Annotated in this window: 14 protein-coding genes and 1 pseudogene; 3 read left to right on the top strand and 12 right to left on the bottom strand. The window is 64.4% G+C overall.

All coding sequences use genetic code 11. From position 1 onward, the window contains the following. Window positions 1-23: 23 nt before the first annotated feature. From ACFVUS_RS25515 to ACFVUS_RS25500, 4 genes and pseudogenes are all read right to left on the bottom strand, one after another. Window positions 24-815, bottom strand: coding sequence for a hypothetical protein (locus tag ACFVUS_RS25515; protein ID WP_387771320.1), 792 nt, complete (start codon window positions 813-815; stop codon window positions 24-26). After that, a complete protein-coding gene (locus ACFVUS_RS25510) occupies window positions 812-2,218 on the bottom strand; it encodes a hypothetical protein (protein ID WP_387771317.1) in 1,407 nt (468 codons plus the stop codon). Before ACFVUS_RS25510 ends, ACFVUS_RS25515 begins: the two co-directional genes overlap by 4 nt. A gap of 478 nt (window positions 2,219-2,696) precedes the next feature. Then, a pseudogene (locus ACFVUS_RS25505) lies at window positions 2,697-3,927 on the bottom strand (IS3 family transposase). Window positions 3,928-4,961: 1,034 nt separating this feature from the next. Next, a complete protein-coding gene (locus ACFVUS_RS25500) occupies window positions 4,962-5,255 on the bottom strand; it encodes a hypothetical protein (RefSeq protein ID WP_387771316.1) in 294 nt (97 codons plus the stop codon). On the opposite strand from ACFVUS_RS25500, the gene ACFVUS_RS25495 reads away from it, so the two are divergent. After that, window positions 5,248-5,691: a hypothetical protein gene (locus ACFVUS_RS25495; RefSeq protein WP_387771313.1), complete on the top strand. Its 444-nt coding sequence runs from the start codon at window positions 5,248-5,250 to the stop codon at window positions 5,689-5,691. The genes ACFVUS_RS25500 and ACFVUS_RS25495 overlap by 8 nt on opposite strands. 48 nt (window positions 5,692-5,739) lie before the next feature. On the opposite strand, the gene ACFVUS_RS25490 is transcribed toward ACFVUS_RS25495, so the two are convergent. Beyond that, window positions 5,740-7,053, bottom strand: coding sequence for an NAD(P)/FAD-dependent oxidoreductase (locus ACFVUS_RS25490; RefSeq protein WP_387771310.1), 1,314 nt, complete (start codon window positions 7,051-7,053; stop codon window positions 5,740-5,742). 351 nt (window positions 7,054-7,404) lie between these two features. Here ACFVUS_RS25490 and ACFVUS_RS25485 point away from each other — a divergent pair, with 351 nt between their 5' ends. Further along, the gene (locus tag ACFVUS_RS25485) at window positions 7,405-8,556 is read left to right on the top strand and encodes an epoxide hydrolase family protein (protein ID WP_387771308.1); all 1,152 of its coding nucleotides are present in this window, start codon (window positions 7,405-7,407) and stop codon (window positions 8,554-8,556) included. 413 nt (window positions 8,557-8,969) lie between these two features. On the opposite strand, the gene ACFVUS_RS25480 is transcribed toward ACFVUS_RS25485, so the two are convergent. Further along, the gene (locus ACFVUS_RS25480) at window positions 8,970-9,845 is read right to left on the bottom strand and encodes a LysR family transcriptional regulator (RefSeq protein WP_387771305.1); all 876 of its coding nucleotides are present in this window, start codon (window positions 9,843-9,845) and stop codon (window positions 8,970-8,972) included. Window positions 9,846-9,923: 78 nt separating this feature from the next. On the opposite strand from ACFVUS_RS25480, the gene ACFVUS_RS25475 reads away from it, so the two are divergent. Next, window positions 9,924-10,856: an SMP-30/gluconolactonase/LRE family protein gene (locus tag ACFVUS_RS25475; RefSeq protein ID WP_387771302.1), complete on the top strand. Its 933-nt coding sequence runs from the start codon at window positions 9,924-9,926 to the stop codon at window positions 10,854-10,856. Here ACFVUS_RS25475 and ACFVUS_RS25470 read toward each other — a convergent pair. From ACFVUS_RS25470 to ACFVUS_RS25445, 6 genes are all read right to left on the bottom strand, one after another. Then, window positions 10,853-11,629: an NAD(P)H-dependent oxidoreductase gene (locus tag ACFVUS_RS25470; protein ID WP_387771299.1), complete on the bottom strand. Its 777-nt coding sequence runs from the start codon at window positions 11,627-11,629 to the stop codon at window positions 10,853-10,855. The two genes, ACFVUS_RS25475 and ACFVUS_RS25470, sit on opposite strands and share 4 nt — an antisense overlap. Before the next feature lie 58 nt (window positions 11,630-11,687). Continuing rightward, window positions 11,688-12,554 (bottom strand): alpha/beta fold hydrolase, encoded by an 867-nt coding sequence (locus ACFVUS_RS25465; RefSeq protein ID WP_387771296.1) that lies wholly within the window; start codon window positions 12,552-12,554, stop codon window positions 11,688-11,690. Beyond that, window positions 12,487-13,701, bottom strand: coding sequence for an MFS transporter (locus ACFVUS_RS25460; protein ID WP_387771293.1), 1,215 nt, complete (start codon window positions 13,699-13,701; stop codon window positions 12,487-12,489). Before ACFVUS_RS25460 ends, ACFVUS_RS25465 begins: the two co-directional genes overlap by 68 nt. Before the next feature lie 38 nt (window positions 13,702-13,739). After that, window positions 13,740-14,189: a DUF1348 family protein gene (locus ACFVUS_RS25455; RefSeq protein ID WP_387771290.1), complete on the bottom strand. Its 450-nt coding sequence runs from the start codon at window positions 14,187-14,189 to the stop codon at window positions 13,740-13,742. A 31-nt stretch (window positions 14,190-14,220) separates the two neighbouring features. After that, on the bottom strand, window positions 14,221-14,787 hold the full coding sequence (locus ACFVUS_RS25450) for an NADPH-dependent FMN reductase (protein ID WP_387771287.1): 567 nt from the start codon (window positions 14,785-14,787) through the stop codon (window positions 14,221-14,223). Between the two features lie 158 nt (window positions 14,788-14,945). Further along, window positions 14,946-15,965 (bottom strand): helix-turn-helix domain-containing protein, encoded by a 1,020-nt coding sequence (locus tag ACFVUS_RS25445; RefSeq protein WP_387771285.1) that lies wholly within the window; start codon window positions 15,963-15,965, stop codon window positions 14,946-14,948. Window positions 15,966-16,473 lie beyond the last annotated feature (508 nt).

The following is a 16,473-nucleotide window of genomic DNA, read 5'->3' as shown; positions in this document are numbered from 1 at the left end:
ACAATTCTTTTCGTCGCTGGAGATCAGTTCTCTGTGGATAGCAGCAGCGATGTCGAGCGTGCGTCGAGCGAGGGCACGACACCCAATGCCAGCAGTTCACGCAGGGCGCTCTGAGAGGCCAACTGCCGTACCAGGATTTGGTAGCGGCCCGTGGTGCGGAACACCTCGTCTGATTGCTCACCGACCGGCTGCAGCAATCCGCGGTCGGCCAGCCAACCCAATGCGCGCCTCACCACGCCGCGGGTGGTTTCTGGGTTGTGCCGGCCGTCTTTCGTCTCCGCGACCTCCGGGCGGCGCACATACACTCGCCACAGCCGCTCAAGCTCGAGTTCTTCCGCGCTCGGATCGTGGCGCTCGCCCTCTCGCTCTGTGCGCTGCTCAAGTACTCGGCAGGTTTCGCGCACGACGGTATCGACCAGCTCGACCGAGACGCGCCCAGGATAGAAGTCGTGGGCCAGATCATCGGCACGGGGAAACGCCAGCGCCGCGATCGCAAGATGCGCCAGCCCATGCAGGACCCGTTCGGTGTCGCGGCGCTTGGGCAATCTCGTGCTGGCGTAGTCCTCGAGCTTGAGTTCGAACACCGACCCAGGCTCGGCAGCGAGCACGATGCCGCTGCGCTGATCGACTTCCAACACCAGCAGCCGCAGTCCGGCGGCCACAGCGATGACCATCGCGGCGAAGTCTTCGTCGTGGCGATAGCGGTGCACGAGATCGCGGTAGGCGATATCGCGATCGGGTACCTGTTTGCCTCGTAGCCCCCACGCCACCAGTTGCGCGGCCTGCTCCGCATCGATTCTATCGCTGACGGTCACCGGTTCTCCTCGCGTGCTGGTGCGACAGCAATGCCGTCGGTCTTCGTCAATACCGCTGTGGTCAGCAGCAATTCGTCGCCTTCGATCCCGGTCACCGACTGGGGCATTCCCGTATCAGTCGGCACAGCCACCATCACCGAGGACTCGTGACGCTGGCGCGCGTTCATTACGGCAGGGGCCAAGGCGTGCAGGGCCCGCAAAGCCACCAGCGTCGGTAGATCGGCGTCGAATTCGGCGGCCTCACTGAGCACCGTGCTCAGATTCCGGACCCGCCCGGGTAGATCCAGAAGTTCGTCGGTGCGCCGCCAATGCTCCTCGGTGAACCGTGAATCAACGACGCGGTCAGCGAGTTCGGGCACAAATACCGGACGCGAGCCGTCAGGAGAGTCGACCGGTGGCCGGAGCAGGGTCGCTACTAGCTGCGGCAACGATAACGCATCGGGCACTCGGACGCCCGACGCTGAGGAGAAGAACGCCGCGACCGGCGCGATCGCTTGAGCCACCGGCAATTCCAGGATCGGTGTCAGCAGCTGACGGTGCAGATTCATTGCCGATCGTTGCGGTGGGCCGGAGAACTGCTGGCGGTCCTGCTCGGCACGGTACATTCCGCGCGCGGATTGCAGTCGATTTTGCAGTTGAGTGTGACGGCTTAGGCATTCGCGCACGATTTCCACCAATTCGGCGGCGCGCCGTTTCTTTACGGGGTCGTCGGTTTTGTCGCGTGTCTGAGCGATATTGCTAAGGATGCTGTGCTCGACCTGGAAGCGTTGCTCGATGTGGCCCAACGCCTTATCGAGTAGTTCGGGCATCTCCTTATCCCAGTCGACCAGCCGCACGTCCCGTCGGGTCGCTTCGAGCCGGTGCCGCAACTTTTCCCCATACTGAACGGTGCGGTAGCGGTGCTGTTCAGCTTCGAGGCGTGCGTCGGCGAGCAGCCCGCGGTCGATGAGGTTCGCAAGCTTGACCTCGGCCGCGATCTGCGCGGACTCGACATCCGTATCGAGCGCGCCGACGAGCACGTTGATTGCTTCGTCGGTGGCGCGCAGGAAGATTCCGCCTCGCGCGCCCGGAACCTCGCGCAGCAATTGGAAGGTGAACAGCATGCGTTGGTAAGAGCCGTCGGGGCCTATCTCCCCATACACCCGTTGGAAACCGCGATCGACGATCCCAACATTGATCAGCTTCTCGAGCACCCACCGCGCCACCCGCCGATGCTCAGCGGAGCCTCGTTCGCGGGCCTGGGCGGCCACGAATGGGAGCACCCGCTCTACGACCTCGTCGTGTCTTGCGCCGGTATCGAAATCCATTGCCAGTGTTACCTGGTCGATGGTGTGGATCGCGATCTCGGCCATCTGATAGACCGACGCGTCGACCCAGTCCAGCCTGGACTTATGCACATCCATCTCGTGCAGGGGAGCCGTGCATGCTAGCGCCTTGAGTCGACGGGTCAACCCGAGATCAGCACTGGCTGCAGGGCCCAAACCGCGAATAAGCGGTTCTTGCGCGAAGGCCGCATCGACTTGCGGCTCTGTGAACACAGGCAAGGCTGGATCTAGGTTCACCCCCTCGCCGCGCCCTACGATCTCACTCGGCATCGACTGTTCGTGAATTGACACACGAGCGCCTTCCCCCACCGCATCCACCGTTAACCCCTTCTGCGACACGGTAGTTCACCGGACCGCACAATTGGCTCAGCATAGTTGCCGTCTCCGCCGGTGGGCGAAAGGTATCCAAATGAGGGATCTGTCCAGTGCCGCAGGTTTCATTTGCAAGCTCCAGTTATGAACTGTGTGGACATCCGTTCCGGCCCAGCCGCCGTCACGGCGTGAGCCTGCGCCAAGGCGAAGCTGAACCGTCATGAGTAAGGGACCGGCTTCGGATTCAGACCAGCGCCGGTCGGCGTGGCGATTGTTGAGAGTAGTACGCGGCTTCGTATTCGGCCGGATCACGTAGCCCAGCCGCGAGTGCAGACCAGCGTTGTTGTACCAGTCGGCCCATTCCATGAGCGCGAACTCGACCTCGGTGAGCGTCTTGAACGGGCCGTGCCGGTCGACGACCTCGGTCTTGAACAACCCGATGATCGATTCGGCCAGAGCGTTGTCGTAGGCATCACCAACCGAACCTATGGACGCTGAGAGTCCTTGCAGTGCAAGTGAATCAGCAAACTTCACCGACGTGTACTGTGACCCGGCGTCGCTGTGGTGGATCAGTCCGGGCTCGATCGGTGCCCGTAATGCTCACGCCGCCACACGGCCATGTTAAGCGCCTTGGACACCAGCGAGGTCGTTTCCGTGGTCCAGCCGACGATCGCCCGGGAGTAGGCGTCGAACACGAACGCCACATACGCCCATCCGGTCCAGGTCGAGACGTAGGTGAAATCGGCGACCCACACCAGATTCGGTGCCGCGGCGGTGAAGTCGCGACTGAGCTTGTCACCAGGGCGGATCCCGTCTTTGGTGGGGACCGTGGTGCGCAGCTTGCGGCCACGCACGATCCCATTCATGCCCAGCTCGCGCATGATCCGGTCCACGGTGCAGAACGCGACATCATGGCCCCGGCGGCGCAGGAAACGGGCCATTTTCCTGCGGCCATACATCTGCTCCGGCTGACCCGTCAGATCACGTAATGCGTTCTCCACGTGAGCATCTGCGATATCGCGCGCCGACGGTGGTCGACGTCGCGCCTTGCGATAGGTCCTGGGTGCGATCTGGAGTCCCTGCGCGGTCGGCGCACGGCATATCGACTCGACGCCGAAGACCTGACGGTATTGGTCGATGAACCCGACGATCAGCTGTGTCGCGGGTCGAGTTCCCGCGCGAAGAAACCGAGGCCGCTTTTAGGATCTCATTGGCCTGCTTGAGATCTCGGACCTCTTTACGCAGCCGCGCCAGCTCCTCCCGCTCGGCCCCGACAACCCCGCACCGGTCTTGCCGACTGTCGGCGCGCCGTGGGCGAGCGCCTTCTTCACCCACGCTCGCAACGTCTCGTAATGCACGTCCACCAGCGGGCCGATCGCGCGGGCGGCGGCATACGGGGACTCGAACTCATCGAGGCGCTCGAGGACCAGACAGACGGCCTTCTCGCGAACCTCGGGCGGGTAACGCTTCGTCATGATGGGAACCATCTTCCATTAGGAAGAAGCGGCCCCAAACCCGTGACGGTTCAAGCCGGCGGTCACAGATGCTGTGATTACGGGCAGGGACTCTGCGGTCATTACCGCTGGCACCGCGAATACGGATCGATACAGCCGCCGGCTTAGTGGGCAGTTCTGCGCGGTAAGGTCATGCGCGGGAACCGAGACAGCGATGGTACGTATTCGCTGGTCTCGCCGCCTTTTCAGCGTGCCAAGAACGTGCCAATACTGGGCGATACGCCTGGGACAGAGCGGCGCGCACTGGACGCAGAAACCGCCTCTACCTGGACTAAACGACATGTCCAGGCCGCCGGATCGCAGTCTTCGGCTCACGTGTTTCCAGTGTTTCGGGCATGGGTGTAGTACGTCTCTGTGAATCGAGGGAAGGTAGACAGAAGCGGCAGAGGCGACACAGAGGCCGCGAATCCGGTTTGCCACCAGGCGGTTTCGTGCGCTCGCTGGGAAGTCTGGAGTCGGGAGGCTCATCGGAGGTGCCTGCTCGGAGGAGTCGGCATCGTGCGACAGCGCGATCGGAGCTCGCGCGCTGGCAGGTCAGGGGCGTAGCAGGGCACGTTGGCGCGAAGAGGATCATCGAGTAGCGAATTCGCCTTTGGTGCGGTGGTGGAGCACTGACCAGCTCCATTGCGCTACTGAGCCGCGTCCCGTGACAAGCTTGTGCAGGCTGGCTGTCCACCAACCCCGTATCTCCCAGCGGCAACTTCCGTGCTGTGATCGGACGCCAACCGAATTTCATGGCCGCGATCTCGATTGCCGAAACTGCCACGGGAACAGTCCTTTTCGAGGCCGGTAGCTACAGTAGGAGCAGGCTGCACAAGCTCGGAGTCGGCTGGCTGACAACCGAACCCGAGCAGCTATGTGTGTATTCGGGAGACGCCAGCTGCGCCAAGACTGAGAGGACGCCAACGGCGCATGGGCGAAATCCGAAGTCAACTGCCGGGATGTCCCGGCAGAGGTCGTCCAATGGTGATGAACCGCACCCACCCCGACAGTGACTACTCCGAGTAGTCAGTCGTGATGTAGAAGAACGCGTTCGGTCTACGGATTTCGCGCGGCATGTCTTCATCGAGCCAGTCCTGATGGACACCGCTGTCGAGGTGGCCGTTCCCGACCCCCACAATCACTCGCCACGCCGTTGGCTGAAGCTTGCGCTGGAACGAACTATCGGCCGGCCACTTCCCGATGACGTGAAAGCTGTTCTGAGCGTGCACAACGGCCAGGTGGCCTCCGAAGTCGGCGACTACGACCACTGGCGTGCCCTGCATCCCGACCCTGGTCTTCATGTCCACCAGGAAGATTCGCCGGACGTGGACGCTCTGGCGCAGCATCGAGCAATACCCCGACACCGAATCACTCCAGGAGTCGGGTGCGGTCTACCCCGGAGCCGAGGGAATGATCAAGCCGCTCTGGACATCTCCGGGCTGGATCCCGCTGTGGTCCGACCCGACACGGCCCGATTACATCGGTTTGGATCTCGACCCCGGCCCCGCAGGCACCCCGGGCCAGATCATCAACTTCGGCCGCAACGAGGAACGGCACTTCCTCTGCGCGCACAACTTCACCGATCTACTCGAGTTCCTGCTCGCCGAAGTCACCACCGGCGCATGGCCTGCCACGGCAATCGTCGATGATGACGGGAACGAGCCCTTCCCATGGTTCGGCGACCCTGAGAAATCCTTCTTCAACACCCTCCACGACCGATTCGAAACCCACCCCCGGCACTGAACCCTGGCCACGGGTCGGATCGTTCGGCAAGGTGCGCGCGCTCCGTTGCTAGCGGGTATTGCCGTCGAGTCTGTCCGCGAGCCGATCGATCTTCCACACCGTGCGAAGGGCTTTGGGACTGGAGGCCGGAGAAGGGGTGAACCAGGGGCGGGGTCGCCACACCGCTTCGAGGTCGTCGACCGGTCGGTCGCCGGCGAGTCGGTCGGCCAGCAGGCTGCCCAGGTACGGCCCTTGCGCCAGACCGTGGCCGTTGCACGCGATCGCGTAATAGATGTTCTTGGTGGCCTCACCGACGACAGGTAGCCATGACGGTGTCATTGCGATCCAGCCACCCCATGCCCTTTGGGGCGCAACGCTTTCCAGTGATGGGAAGCGTTGATGGAAGCCGCGCACCAGGTCGTCGACCACGTCCGGATCGGCGGTGCGGGCACCCAGCGCACCGCGGGTGGTTTCGGGTTGGCGGACTCCGAAGATGATCGTGTTGTGCGGGGTGAGGCGGAAGCTTTCCAAGACCAGGTGATGGGTGGAGATTCCGACACGGCTACTCCAGCCGGTGGCACGCAACCGCTCGGGGTCGATCGGTTGGGTTTCGACCAATGTGACCCACAGGGGCGCGCTCAGATTCCGCGGGGTGATGGCGAGGTCTCGACTGTATGCGTTGTTGGCCAGCACAACTCGGTCCGCGTGGACGCGTCCGGCGGTCGTGGTGACCGTGACGCCCCGGTCGGTGGGCCGGATCGAGCCGACCGGACTGTGCTCGAAAACCTTGACCGATGAGTCGAGCAGTGCGGCTCGCAGTCCTCGCGCGTACTTTCCGGGGTTGAGCAGTCCTCCGGCGCGTTCGTAGATGCCGCCCAGGAATGCGTCGGGCAGTCCGAACTCGCGGCCGTCGATGAATTCGGCGTCGGCTCCGGCCTTGACGAGGATCTCGGCATTGTGCCGCGAGCGTCGCAGTTGTCCTCGGGTGACCGCGGCGATCACATTCCCGGTTCGCTCGTAGTCGCAATCGATTCCGAGCTGGTCGATCAGCTTGTTCGAGAATTCGACCGACGAGTCGGCGAAACGGATGACCCGGCTCAACCGGCGCGGATGCAACGCGGCCAGCATCTGGGCGTCCCCCGCCAAGGTGTTGGTCAGATATCCGGCATTGCGCGAGGCCGAACCCCAGCCGCAGAACTCCGATTCCAGCAGTACGACATCAGCTCCACGCTGAGCCAGCCGCAGCGCGGTGGACATCCCCAGGTATCCGCCACCGACCACCACGACATCGGCGCGAGCCTCACCCGTCAGGGTCGGCGCGTATTCCGCGGGCGAATCGATCCAGCCACTGAACGAGGAGTAGTCAACGCTATCTGCCTGCACCGCAATACCTTTCACCACGTCCACCGTGCCGCGAACGCGCGATGACTCCACGACGCCGGCGCGATCCGCCTCCGGCGTGCCGCCGATCGGGTCGGCAGTGACCACACACTGCCCGCGCGCCCGCATCGCGGACTACACCCGCACGCCCCAATCTGTGCGCACGTCCGGTGCACCGTGCACACAGAGTCGAAGCCAGTTCAGGCCGTCGGTCGCGGGAGGTGCTGCGGCATACTGCCGAGTTGAGGGCACTCTCCCCGGCGTATCGGGCGCGTTGAAATATGGCGGGCGACACAATCGCGCGTGAGCGAACTAGGACAGGGTTTGGCCTGGTCGGGTCATACCTTGGTCTGCATGAACGCTGACATCATTCCCTTCCGGATCGATATCCCGCAGGTTGAGCTCGATGATCTGCGTGAACGTCTGGCCCGCACCCGATTTCCGCACCCGGTACCCGGCACCGGCTCGGACTGGGATCACGGCATCGCTCCCGATTACCTGCGCGAGCTGGCCGACTACTGGGCCGATGGGTTCGATTGGCGTGCCCACGAAGCTGAACTGAACCGCTACCCGCAGTTCGTTACCGAGATCGACGGGCAGAGGATCCATTTCCTGCATCTGCGTTCGCCCGAACCGACCGCGACCCCGCTGCTGCTCAACCACAGCTACCCGACCTCGTTCGTCGAGTTCCTCGCCGCGAGCGGGTCTTTGATCGATCCGAGGGCACACGGTGGCGATCCGGCCGACGCGTTTCACCTGGTCATCCCGTCCCTGCCCGGATTCGCCTTCTCCAGTCCGCTTTCATCGCGCGGATGGAATATGGAACGGACCGCGCTCGCGTTCGGGGAACTGATGACCCGGCTCGGGTATGACCGTTTCGGTGTCGAAGGCGGTGACCTCGGTGCCGGGGTGACCGGACGGGTGGCGACGCTGCTGCCCGAGCGGGTGATCGGCGCACACACGCACGGCGACAGGTTGCAGGTCGGCATGGCGGGGGAGGACCTGCCGGTACCCGCCGACCTGAACCCCGATGAGCGGAAACAGCTTGAACAAGCGCAATACGACTGGTCGCAGAAGAAGGGTTACAAGGTCCTGCACTCGACCGAACCCAATGCCCTGTCGGCGGGTCTGGCCGACTCCCCGATCCTGCAATTGGCGTGGATCGCGGAGAAGTTCGTCGAGTGGGCCAACCCCGCGACCCCGATCAGCCGCGACAACGTCCTGATCACCGCGAGCCTGTACTGGTTCACCCGCACCGGCCCCGCCGCGGCCGATTTCTACTGGGAACTGGCCCACGCCCAGAACTCCGGTTGGGGTGATACCTCTGCGGTGCCCCAAGGCCAATCACTGTTCTACAGTGACCCTTTCGTCCGCAGGATTCTCGGTGCCGGAGACAGCGTCGCGTTCTTCCGCGAGCACACCGAAGGCGGACACTTCCCCGCCTTCGAAGTCCCGGATCTGTTCGCCGACGACATTCGTGGCTTCTTCCGCCAACTCCGCGATTGACACCCTTCACGCGCAAGCCGCCATCCCGCCACGATGGCAGCGCCGTGACAGCTGCCGCGCTCTTCGGTGTGGCTACTTTGCCGACCCCGATGCCGAACCGGATACGAGGCCTACGAGGCAGGCGAGCGGGTTGATGGGGTTCGGGTGTGAGGGGTCGGTGTCGAAGCATGATCCCTGCGCGATCGTCCCGGCGCTCGGTGTGGGCGCGGTACCGCTCTGTGCGGCGGCTACTCCCGCTGCTGTGCCGAGCCCTGCTGTCAGCAGTGCGGAGATGACGCCGACACGGACGGCGGTGTGGACTTTTCGCATCTGAATCTCCTGATCGTGTGTCAGGCATCAGTGCCTGCAATCGCATTGAAACGCTAGCGTTTCATTGACATCCGCGGCACCCCGACTTTAGGGGGCACGTCCCGTCAGGCCTTCGCGATGCCGAGAATGGTGAGGAAGGCGCTGGCCGCCGGGGTGCGGCCGGAGCGGTTCCAGATGACGTACTCCACTCGGGCTGGCGCGTCGGTGATTTCGACCGTGGTGATACCGGTGAGTTGGGGTGCGTAGGTGGCGGGGAGCATCGCGACCGCGATGCCGGGGCGGACCAGGCGGGCGATGTAATCGGCGGTGGTCACTTCGAATGCGACGTCGCGATCCAGGCCGGCGGCGGCGAAAGCCAGGTCGGATTGCACGCGTCCGGCGGTGCCGGCGGGGAGGTCGACGAAGGGCTCGGCGGCGAGCCGATGCAGGGGGACCGACGTTTCGGTGGCGAGGGGATGGTTTGGGGCGACGACGGCGACGAGGCGGTCGCGGGCAAGTTCGACGGCGACGACTTCGCGGGGCTCGGCAGTGGTCGGCAGGCCGAGGAAGGCCAGATCCAGTGTGCCCGTGCGGATCTGATCGGTCAGATCATCGCTGGCTCCGACGCGCAGGCTGATTCGCACGTGCGGGAATCGATCTCGGAACTCGCCGAGTGCGGCGGGGACGTCGACTGCGGCGACGGTGGGGATCAGGCCGACGGCGAGACGGCCGCGCACCTCGCCGACAGCGGCAGCCACCTCGGCGGCCGCGCGGTCGGCCGCATCCAGGCATTCGCGTGCGGCGGGGAGGAAAGCCGCACCGGCGGCGGTGATCCGGACCCGGCGGCTGGTCCGTTCGAACAGCTTCGCACCGAGTTCCCGTTCCAGGCGGGCGATTTGGTGACTCAGCGCGGATTGGACGACGTGGCAGCGTTCGGCGGCCCGAGTGAAGCTGTTCGTTTCGGCGACGGCCAGTACATAACGCATCTGCTGGAGCTCCACCGATCAATCATGATTGCAGATCGATGCGGTGACAAACATGTCTTGGACTCATCGATCGAGGCGGTGTCAGATCGAGGTGTGAGACGAAAACTCGGAATCCTCTGCACGCTCTGCGTTTCCGGTGTGACGGTAGTGCTGCCCGCCTACCGGGCGACCGCGGATCCGCTGATCTTCCCCGGTGTGATCGAGTTGCCCGCCGGGTTCCGACCGGAGGGCATCGAGATCGGCTCGCTTCCCGTCGCCTACCTGGGCTCGCTGGCGGACGGTTCCATTTATCGCGCCGATCTGGTGACCGGACGAGGTGACATCCTGAGTCGTGGTCCGGGTACACCGGCGGTCGGGCTCCGGCTCGATGCGCGCGGCCGACTGTTCGTCGCCGGAGGTGCCAATGGCGACGCCCGCGTCATCGACACCCGCACCGGCGAGACGGTTGCCGGCTACCAGTTCGGCACTGCGCCGGACACTTTCGTGAACGATGTGGCGATCACGCCCGCCGGTGCGTGGTTCACCGACTCCCGTGCACCCGTGCTGTATCACCTCCCGATCGCCCCCGACGGCACGCTACCGGGCCCCGAAAGGGTGGTTCGGCTACCGTTGTCCGGCGATATCGACTATGTCCCAGGAGCTTTCAACGCCAATGGAATCACTCGAACTCCCGATGGCACGGGACTGATAATCGTCCAGTCGGTCACCGGACGGCTGTTCCGCGTCGACTGCGAAACGGGCATGACCCGGGCAATCGATCTCGGTGCCGAGACTGTCCGCGATGGCGATGGACTGCTTCTGCGCGGTTCCACCCTGTTCGTCGTCCAGAACAGGCGCAACGCAATCGCGATGATCGCGCTCGACCCCACGGGCACCACCGGTGTGGTCGAGCGCCGAATCACCGCCCCGGGCCTCGATGTACCGACGACCGTCGCCATGTTCGCCGGTCGCCTATACCTGCCCAACGCTCGCTACGACACCGTCCCCGAGCCCAGCACCCGGTACTCGGTTATCAGAGTCGATTAGTGAGTGTGCAATCCGAAGCCCCTGCGCCCCAACGGCTCAAGCCCCTGCCGCAATTGCAGTGACGGGATCTCGTAATCACCGAAGTTCTGCCGCCGGAACGCGATCGGCTCGGTCGAATCCAGGGTGAGCAGGCGTTGTTCCCACGCCTTGGCCAGATCCGGATAGTCCTCCGCGCCGATGCGGTCGGAGCCGTACAGCACGAAAGGCGGCAGCACCGCTATACCGGGGTAGAACAGGATGCCGTGCTGAATCGGGAACAGCAGATCGTCTATGGGACCGTTGATTCCGCGTGCGGAGTAATGCGATTCCGGCCCGCCCGCGGTCACCGACAACAGCGCCCGCTTACCCGAGAGCGTGCCCTCACCGAAGCGTTCGCCGTATCGGGTGGCGCTGTGTTCGCCTACGCCGTAGGCGAAGTGGAAGGTGAATACCCGATCCACCCAGCCCTTGAGAATCGCGGGCATCGTGTACCACCAGAGCGGGAACTGGAAGATGATGGTGTCGGCCCACAGCAGTTTCGCTTGTTCGGCGCGCACATCTGGTGTGAGCGTGCCGGAGTCGAAGGCGCGACCCGAATCACGGGCAACCCGAAGGGGATTCGAGGCGGCGGGCCCGTAATCCCCGGATTCCACAACCGCTTTCCAGTTCATCGCATAGAGATCGCTTACCTGAACCTCGTGCCCGGCGTTCTCCAGGGTGGTTATCGCGAGGTCCTTCAACGAACCGTTCAGCGAATTCGGCTCGGGATGGGCGTAGACGATCAGCGTCTTCATTGATGTTCCTTCGGTTTCGGTCGCGGATGAATCCGGGCGGTTACGAGCCCACCGACGATCAGTCGAGTACGCGGCCCAGGAAATCCCTTATCAGCGCGGCGATTTCGGGCCCGTGGGTCTCCAGCGCGAAATGGCCCGCGTCCAGCAGATGGAGTTCGGCGTCGGGCAGATCGCGCAGATACGCGCGAGCGCCGTCGGGCCCGAAGATCTCATCGTGCTCGCCCCAGGCGATCAGCACCGGCGGCCGGTACTCGGCGAAATACTTCTGGAATGCCGGGTAGCCGTCCAGATTGTTCTTGTAGTCGAAGAACAGTTGCAGCTGAATCTCCTTGTTGCCCGGTCGATCCAGATACGCCTGGTCCAGGATCCACGTGTCCGGGCTGACCCGTGCCAGTCGATCGGCCGAAACACCGTGGGTGTACTGCCATTTCGTGGCGTCGAGTTCGAGCAACTTGCGCACGGCGGGCTCATGCGTGACGCGATCGGTCGCGTGCGCGAACAGCACCTCCCAGAACGGCGTGAAGCCCTCCATATAGGCGTTGCCGCTTTGGGTGATCAGCGCGCTGACCTGTTCGGGATTCTGCGACGCGATCCGCAGTCCGATCGGAGCGCCGTAGTCCTGGATGTACAGCGCGAACCGTTCGATCCCGAGGGTGTCGAGCAATTCCAGGGTGATCTCGGTGAGCTTGTCGAAGGTGTAGTCGAACTCGTCGACCGGCGGCATCGCCGACTGCCCGAACCCGATATGGTCCGGCGCGATCAGGTGATAGTCCGCGCCCAACTCCGGCAGCAGCTCGCGGAACATGGCCGAGCTGGTCGGAAATCCGTGCAGCAGTACGATTGTCGGTTTCGACGGGTCACCGGCTTGCCGGTAGAAGACCGGCAGGCCCTGAATTTCCACGGTGTGGTGGGTTACGACGGTCATGGTGTTGGTCTCCGTTGTCGAGAGGTTGTTCCGGCAGGCGGTGCAGAGTGGCATGGTGGACCGGTTCGTTGCTGTGCAGGAGTAGCGCCGCGGCCGCGCTGAACAGCAGGCCGAGTGCGAAATAGCCGCGGTAGCTGTCGGTCAGGGCATGTAGGGCGCTGGCGATCGCCAGTCCCGCCGCCGCGGCGAGTTGATGAATCACCCAGGCGGGAGCGAGGGTTCGGCCCATCCGTGCGGGGTCGAGGCCGCGCGATACGACGGCCATGGTCAACGGGACGATCGGGAAGGATGCCGCGCCGAACAGCACCGCAACGGCGATCAAGGTGGCCGGTGCGGTACTGGACACCGCCAATGCGAGCGCGATGATTCGTACGACATACAGTGCCCGCAAAAGGTTTTCGACCCGATATCGCCGCTGTAGCCGAACCATGGCGATCGAGGTGAGCCCCGCCGCGAGCGCGGCCAGGGCGACCAGACGGCCCGCGTTCACCACGGACCAGCCCGCTTCGACCGCGTGTTTGGGCAGCATCAGGATCACCACGTACAGGGTCGCCGAATGCAAGCCGAAGGAGACCAGCACCCGGCCTCGTCCCGCGAGCGATTCAGCTTGTCCTGCAACCCGATTCGTTCGGGAGTCAGCGGGAAGGATCAGCCACAGCACCGCCGTGACGGCCAGCCCGGCCGCGCCGAGCAGCGCGTAGGTCGCCCGTACCCCAGCGGGCTCGAACAGCGCGGTGGCGGCCCACGGGCCGATCAGCTGTCCGAGATTGATGCCCACGGCAGCCCGGGTCAGCGCCGGTCCGACTTGGTTGCCGAGTGTGCGCCCGATCAGGGTGGTCACGGTCAGCGTGGACGAGGCGGCGAAACCGAGTCCGCCGAGCAGCATGTACGCGGTGATGAATTGCCAGGTCTCCCGCACCGCCGCGAGTGCGAGATAACTGCCGGAGATCAGTGCCAGCCCGCCGATCAGCACCGTTTTCGCACCGGCGCTGTCGAGCAGCCTGCCGACGAACGGCTGCGCGAACCCGGTCACCGTGGTGCCCAGTGCCGCGGCTACCGCCAGCGCGGTCGCACTGACTCCGTATGAGGCGGTCGTCGGCGCGAAGAACACTCCCATGGAGAAGTTCAAGCCGAACGAAATCGTCATCGCGGCAAGGCCAGCCCATGCGATGTGAGCGGGGCTTTTCATGCCGGACCTGCTACCTGGCTCTCGCGAGGCCCGAAGATGGCGCGCTCGGCGGCGCTGATGCGCAGATCGTTGATGCTGGCCTCACGGCGACTCATCAGACCGGCGGCGTCGAACTTCCAGAGTTCGTTGCCGTGGCTGCGCCACCATTGGCCTTCGGTGTCGTGCCATTCGTAGGTGAAGCGCACGGCGATCTTGTCTTCGGTGAAGGCCCACAGGTTCTTTCGGAGCGCGTACTCGTGCTCCTTCGCCCATTTCGCGGTGAGGAAGTCGACGATCTGCTCGCGGCCAACGAGGAACTGATCGCGGTTGCGCCACCACGAATCGGGGGTGTACGCCTGTGCCACGCGCAGCGGATCGCGAGTGTTCCAGGCGTTCTCGGCGGCCAGGACTTTGGCGGCGGCGGTCTCGGCGGTGAACGGCGGGACCGGGGGACGGCTCTCGGACATGGCGGAATCCCTTCCAGTACAGCGGTTCTCGCTACTTCGCCCGATCGATCTTGGCGGTGAGCGCGGTGAGCAGACCCTGGAGCAGTTCGATCGTGTTCTCGTCGACCAGATTGCCGTCGGCGTCGAACCGCTCGTGCGAGCGGAACGCGATCACCTCGGGCTTGACCACGATGTCGCTCTCGGTCCACACGAATACCTGACGCAACGCGAGTTGCGCACGGACCGAACCGAATTGGGTCGGTGCGGCACCCATGATCGCGATGGGCTTGCGCAGCAGCGGAAGACCCTCGGTCTTGGTCCAGTCGGTGCTCACCCAGTCGATGGCGTTCTTGAGCACGCCGGGAATCGAGTAGTTGAATTCCGGGGTGGCGATCAGCAGGCCGTCGGCCTCGGTGATGAGGCGGCGCAGCTCGGTGACCTGCGCGGGACGGTTGGCCGGGGTGTCGAGATCCATATCGTAGGGCGGGATCTCACGCAGTCCGTCATAGATCACCACCTCGAGGCCGGTGGAGAACTTCTGCGCCGCGCGCAGCAGCGCGGTGTTGTGCGAGTCCGCGCGCAGGCTGCCGGAGATGGCGAGGATTTTGTGGTTGGGCATGGCGAATGTTCCTGTCCGGCTTACGGATTCAACTGAAGGTGCATGCCTCTCGGCCTACATCCATCAATTTATGGCCCGATTCCGCGCGGACAGGGAGTCCGGATATGCCGCAACGCGGCCCGAATGTGCCAAACCAACCAGGTGGAACAACTCCGCGGTCACATACCGCTGGCCATTCCTCGCCGGAACCCGTCGGGGGTGTCACCGGTCCAGCGCTGAAATGCCCGGCGCAGCGCCCGCGCATCGTTGTAACCGACCTTGGCCGCGACCGATTGCACCGGAAGCGCGGTGTCGCGCAACAGATCCACCGCGTGCTGATGCCGGGTCGCGGCGACCTCCTCGCGCCAGGTGGTGCCTTCCTCGCTGAGGCGGCGCTGCAAAGTCCTTGTGCTGATGGCCAATCGGCGCGCGACATTGTTCAGGTCGAGCTCACCGGCCGCCATGGACTGGTGCATGGCCGCGCGCAGCTTGTCATGCCAGCTCGGCGCCGGGCGCGCGGCAGCGAGATTGAGCTCGGCGTAATGGCTCAGCACCTCCCCGAGGCGGGGATCGCTGCCGGTGGGCAGCGCGCCGGCGTCGAGAAAGGTGATCTCGGCGTGCGGTGCGTTGAAATCGATATTCCGCGTCTCGAATTCGTCCACCAGATGCGCATAGGACGCACCCGGTCGCTGCGTGAATCGAACTCGAACGGGCACCAGATTTTCGCGGGTGGCCGCGCGTACTCGCCGCAACATGACCGACAGCACGAATACCTCGACGAGCGCGAGCACCGGTTCGGGTTCAACGGCGACCGAGCATCGAATGGACAGCAATCCGCCGTCCTCCACCACTTCCCATCCGACAGCCGGATCGGTCACCACCCCGCGCAACTCCATTGCGGTGCGCAAACTCTCGGCCAAATCAGCCCGGCTCGAGAACAGATAGTCCCAGACGTGCAGTCCCACCCGATCGGCCTGCGCGGCCGCGAGCAACCCCGCCCCGGAGCCCGCCCCCGCCCCGGCCTGGATCAATTCCCATATCCGCCACACCGATTCGGTCGGGACCCGCAACAAATGGTCCCCGAAAGTAGCCGGATCCAACCCTGAGACACTGGCCAACTGAACCGGCGTCACACCCACCTGCACCGCCGTCGCCCAAACCAGCGAGGCACTCCGAACCGGCATGGTGTTCTCGTTCACCGCGAAAGCATATCCGCCGATCAACCCACACGTATGACTCGTCAACCAGACAGTGAACGCTGTAGTCGCGGCTGTGTTTACGCCCACGTCGCGAGTCGACGTGATTGCGCGCCCCGCCGCAGACCTGGCACGCCTGCGAGAAGTGCTGCCTCGCATCCTGTCCTACGGCCGCCCCGAATCCCGCGCACGATTGATCATGACCTAGCCCGAATTCGCCAGCGCGTGAAATGACTCGACTCCATCGAGCGGCAACCGTACGCTGCGCGAATGTGCTTCTACCCGAGCCGAACACATCTGGTGTGCGTGAGTTGCCGTATCTCGCATAAACACCCGGTCGGCCGCGGTCCCGCGCGCTGCCCAAGATGCCGAGCACCATTCATCGACGCCGGACCGCACCTGGCCGTGCCCAGAAGAACCGACACGACCGGGTGGCGGGCCTTACAGGCCGTCCTCGATTCCGGCCTCACCTTCTACGGCGGCTGCTGCAACGAGGGCCCCGGCTACCGCC

Origin of the sequence: Nocardia sp. NPDC058058, from assembly GCF_042885355.1 — a bacterium.
Taxonomy (GTDB): domain Bacteria; phylum Actinomycetota; class Actinomycetes; order Mycobacteriales; family Mycobacteriaceae; genus Nocardia.
Note: the sequence above shows the minus strand (reverse complement) of the source record. Positions and strands in the feature narration are given on the sequence as shown.

Bases quoted from the DNA above. Each gene is read 5' to 3' on its own strand.
- ACFVUS_RS25510 (WP_387771317.1), bottom strand. From the start codon at position 2,218: ATGGATGTGCATAAGTCCAGGCTGGACTGGGTCGACGCGTCGGTCTAT.
- ACFVUS_RS25495 (WP_387771313.1), top strand. From the start codon at position 5,248: ATGTCCACCAGGAAGATTCGCCGGACGTGGACGCTCTGGCGCAGCATC.
- ACFVUS_RS25485 (WP_387771308.1), top strand. From the start codon at position 7,405: ATGAACGCTGACATCATTCCCTTCCGGATCGATATCCCGCAGGTTGAG.
- ACFVUS_RS25470 (WP_387771299.1), bottom strand. From the start codon at position 11,629: ATGAAGACGCTGATCGTCTACGCCCATCCCGAGCCGAATTCGCTGAAC.
- ACFVUS_RS25465 (WP_387771296.1), bottom strand. From the start codon at position 12,554: ATGACCGTCGTAACCCACCACACCGTGGAAATTCAGGGCCTGCCGGTC.
- ACFVUS_RS25460 (WP_387771293.1), bottom strand. From the start codon at position 13,701: ATGACGATTTCGTTCGGCTTGAACTTCTCCATGGGAGTGTTCTTCGCG.
- ACFVUS_RS25455 (WP_387771290.1), bottom strand. From the start codon at position 14,189: ATGTCCGAGAGCCGTCCCCCGGTCCCGCCGTTCACCGCCGAGACCGCC.
- ACFVUS_RS25450 (WP_387771287.1), bottom strand. From the start codon at position 14,787: ATGCCCAACCACAAAATCCTCGCCATCTCCGGCAGCCTGCGCGCGGAC.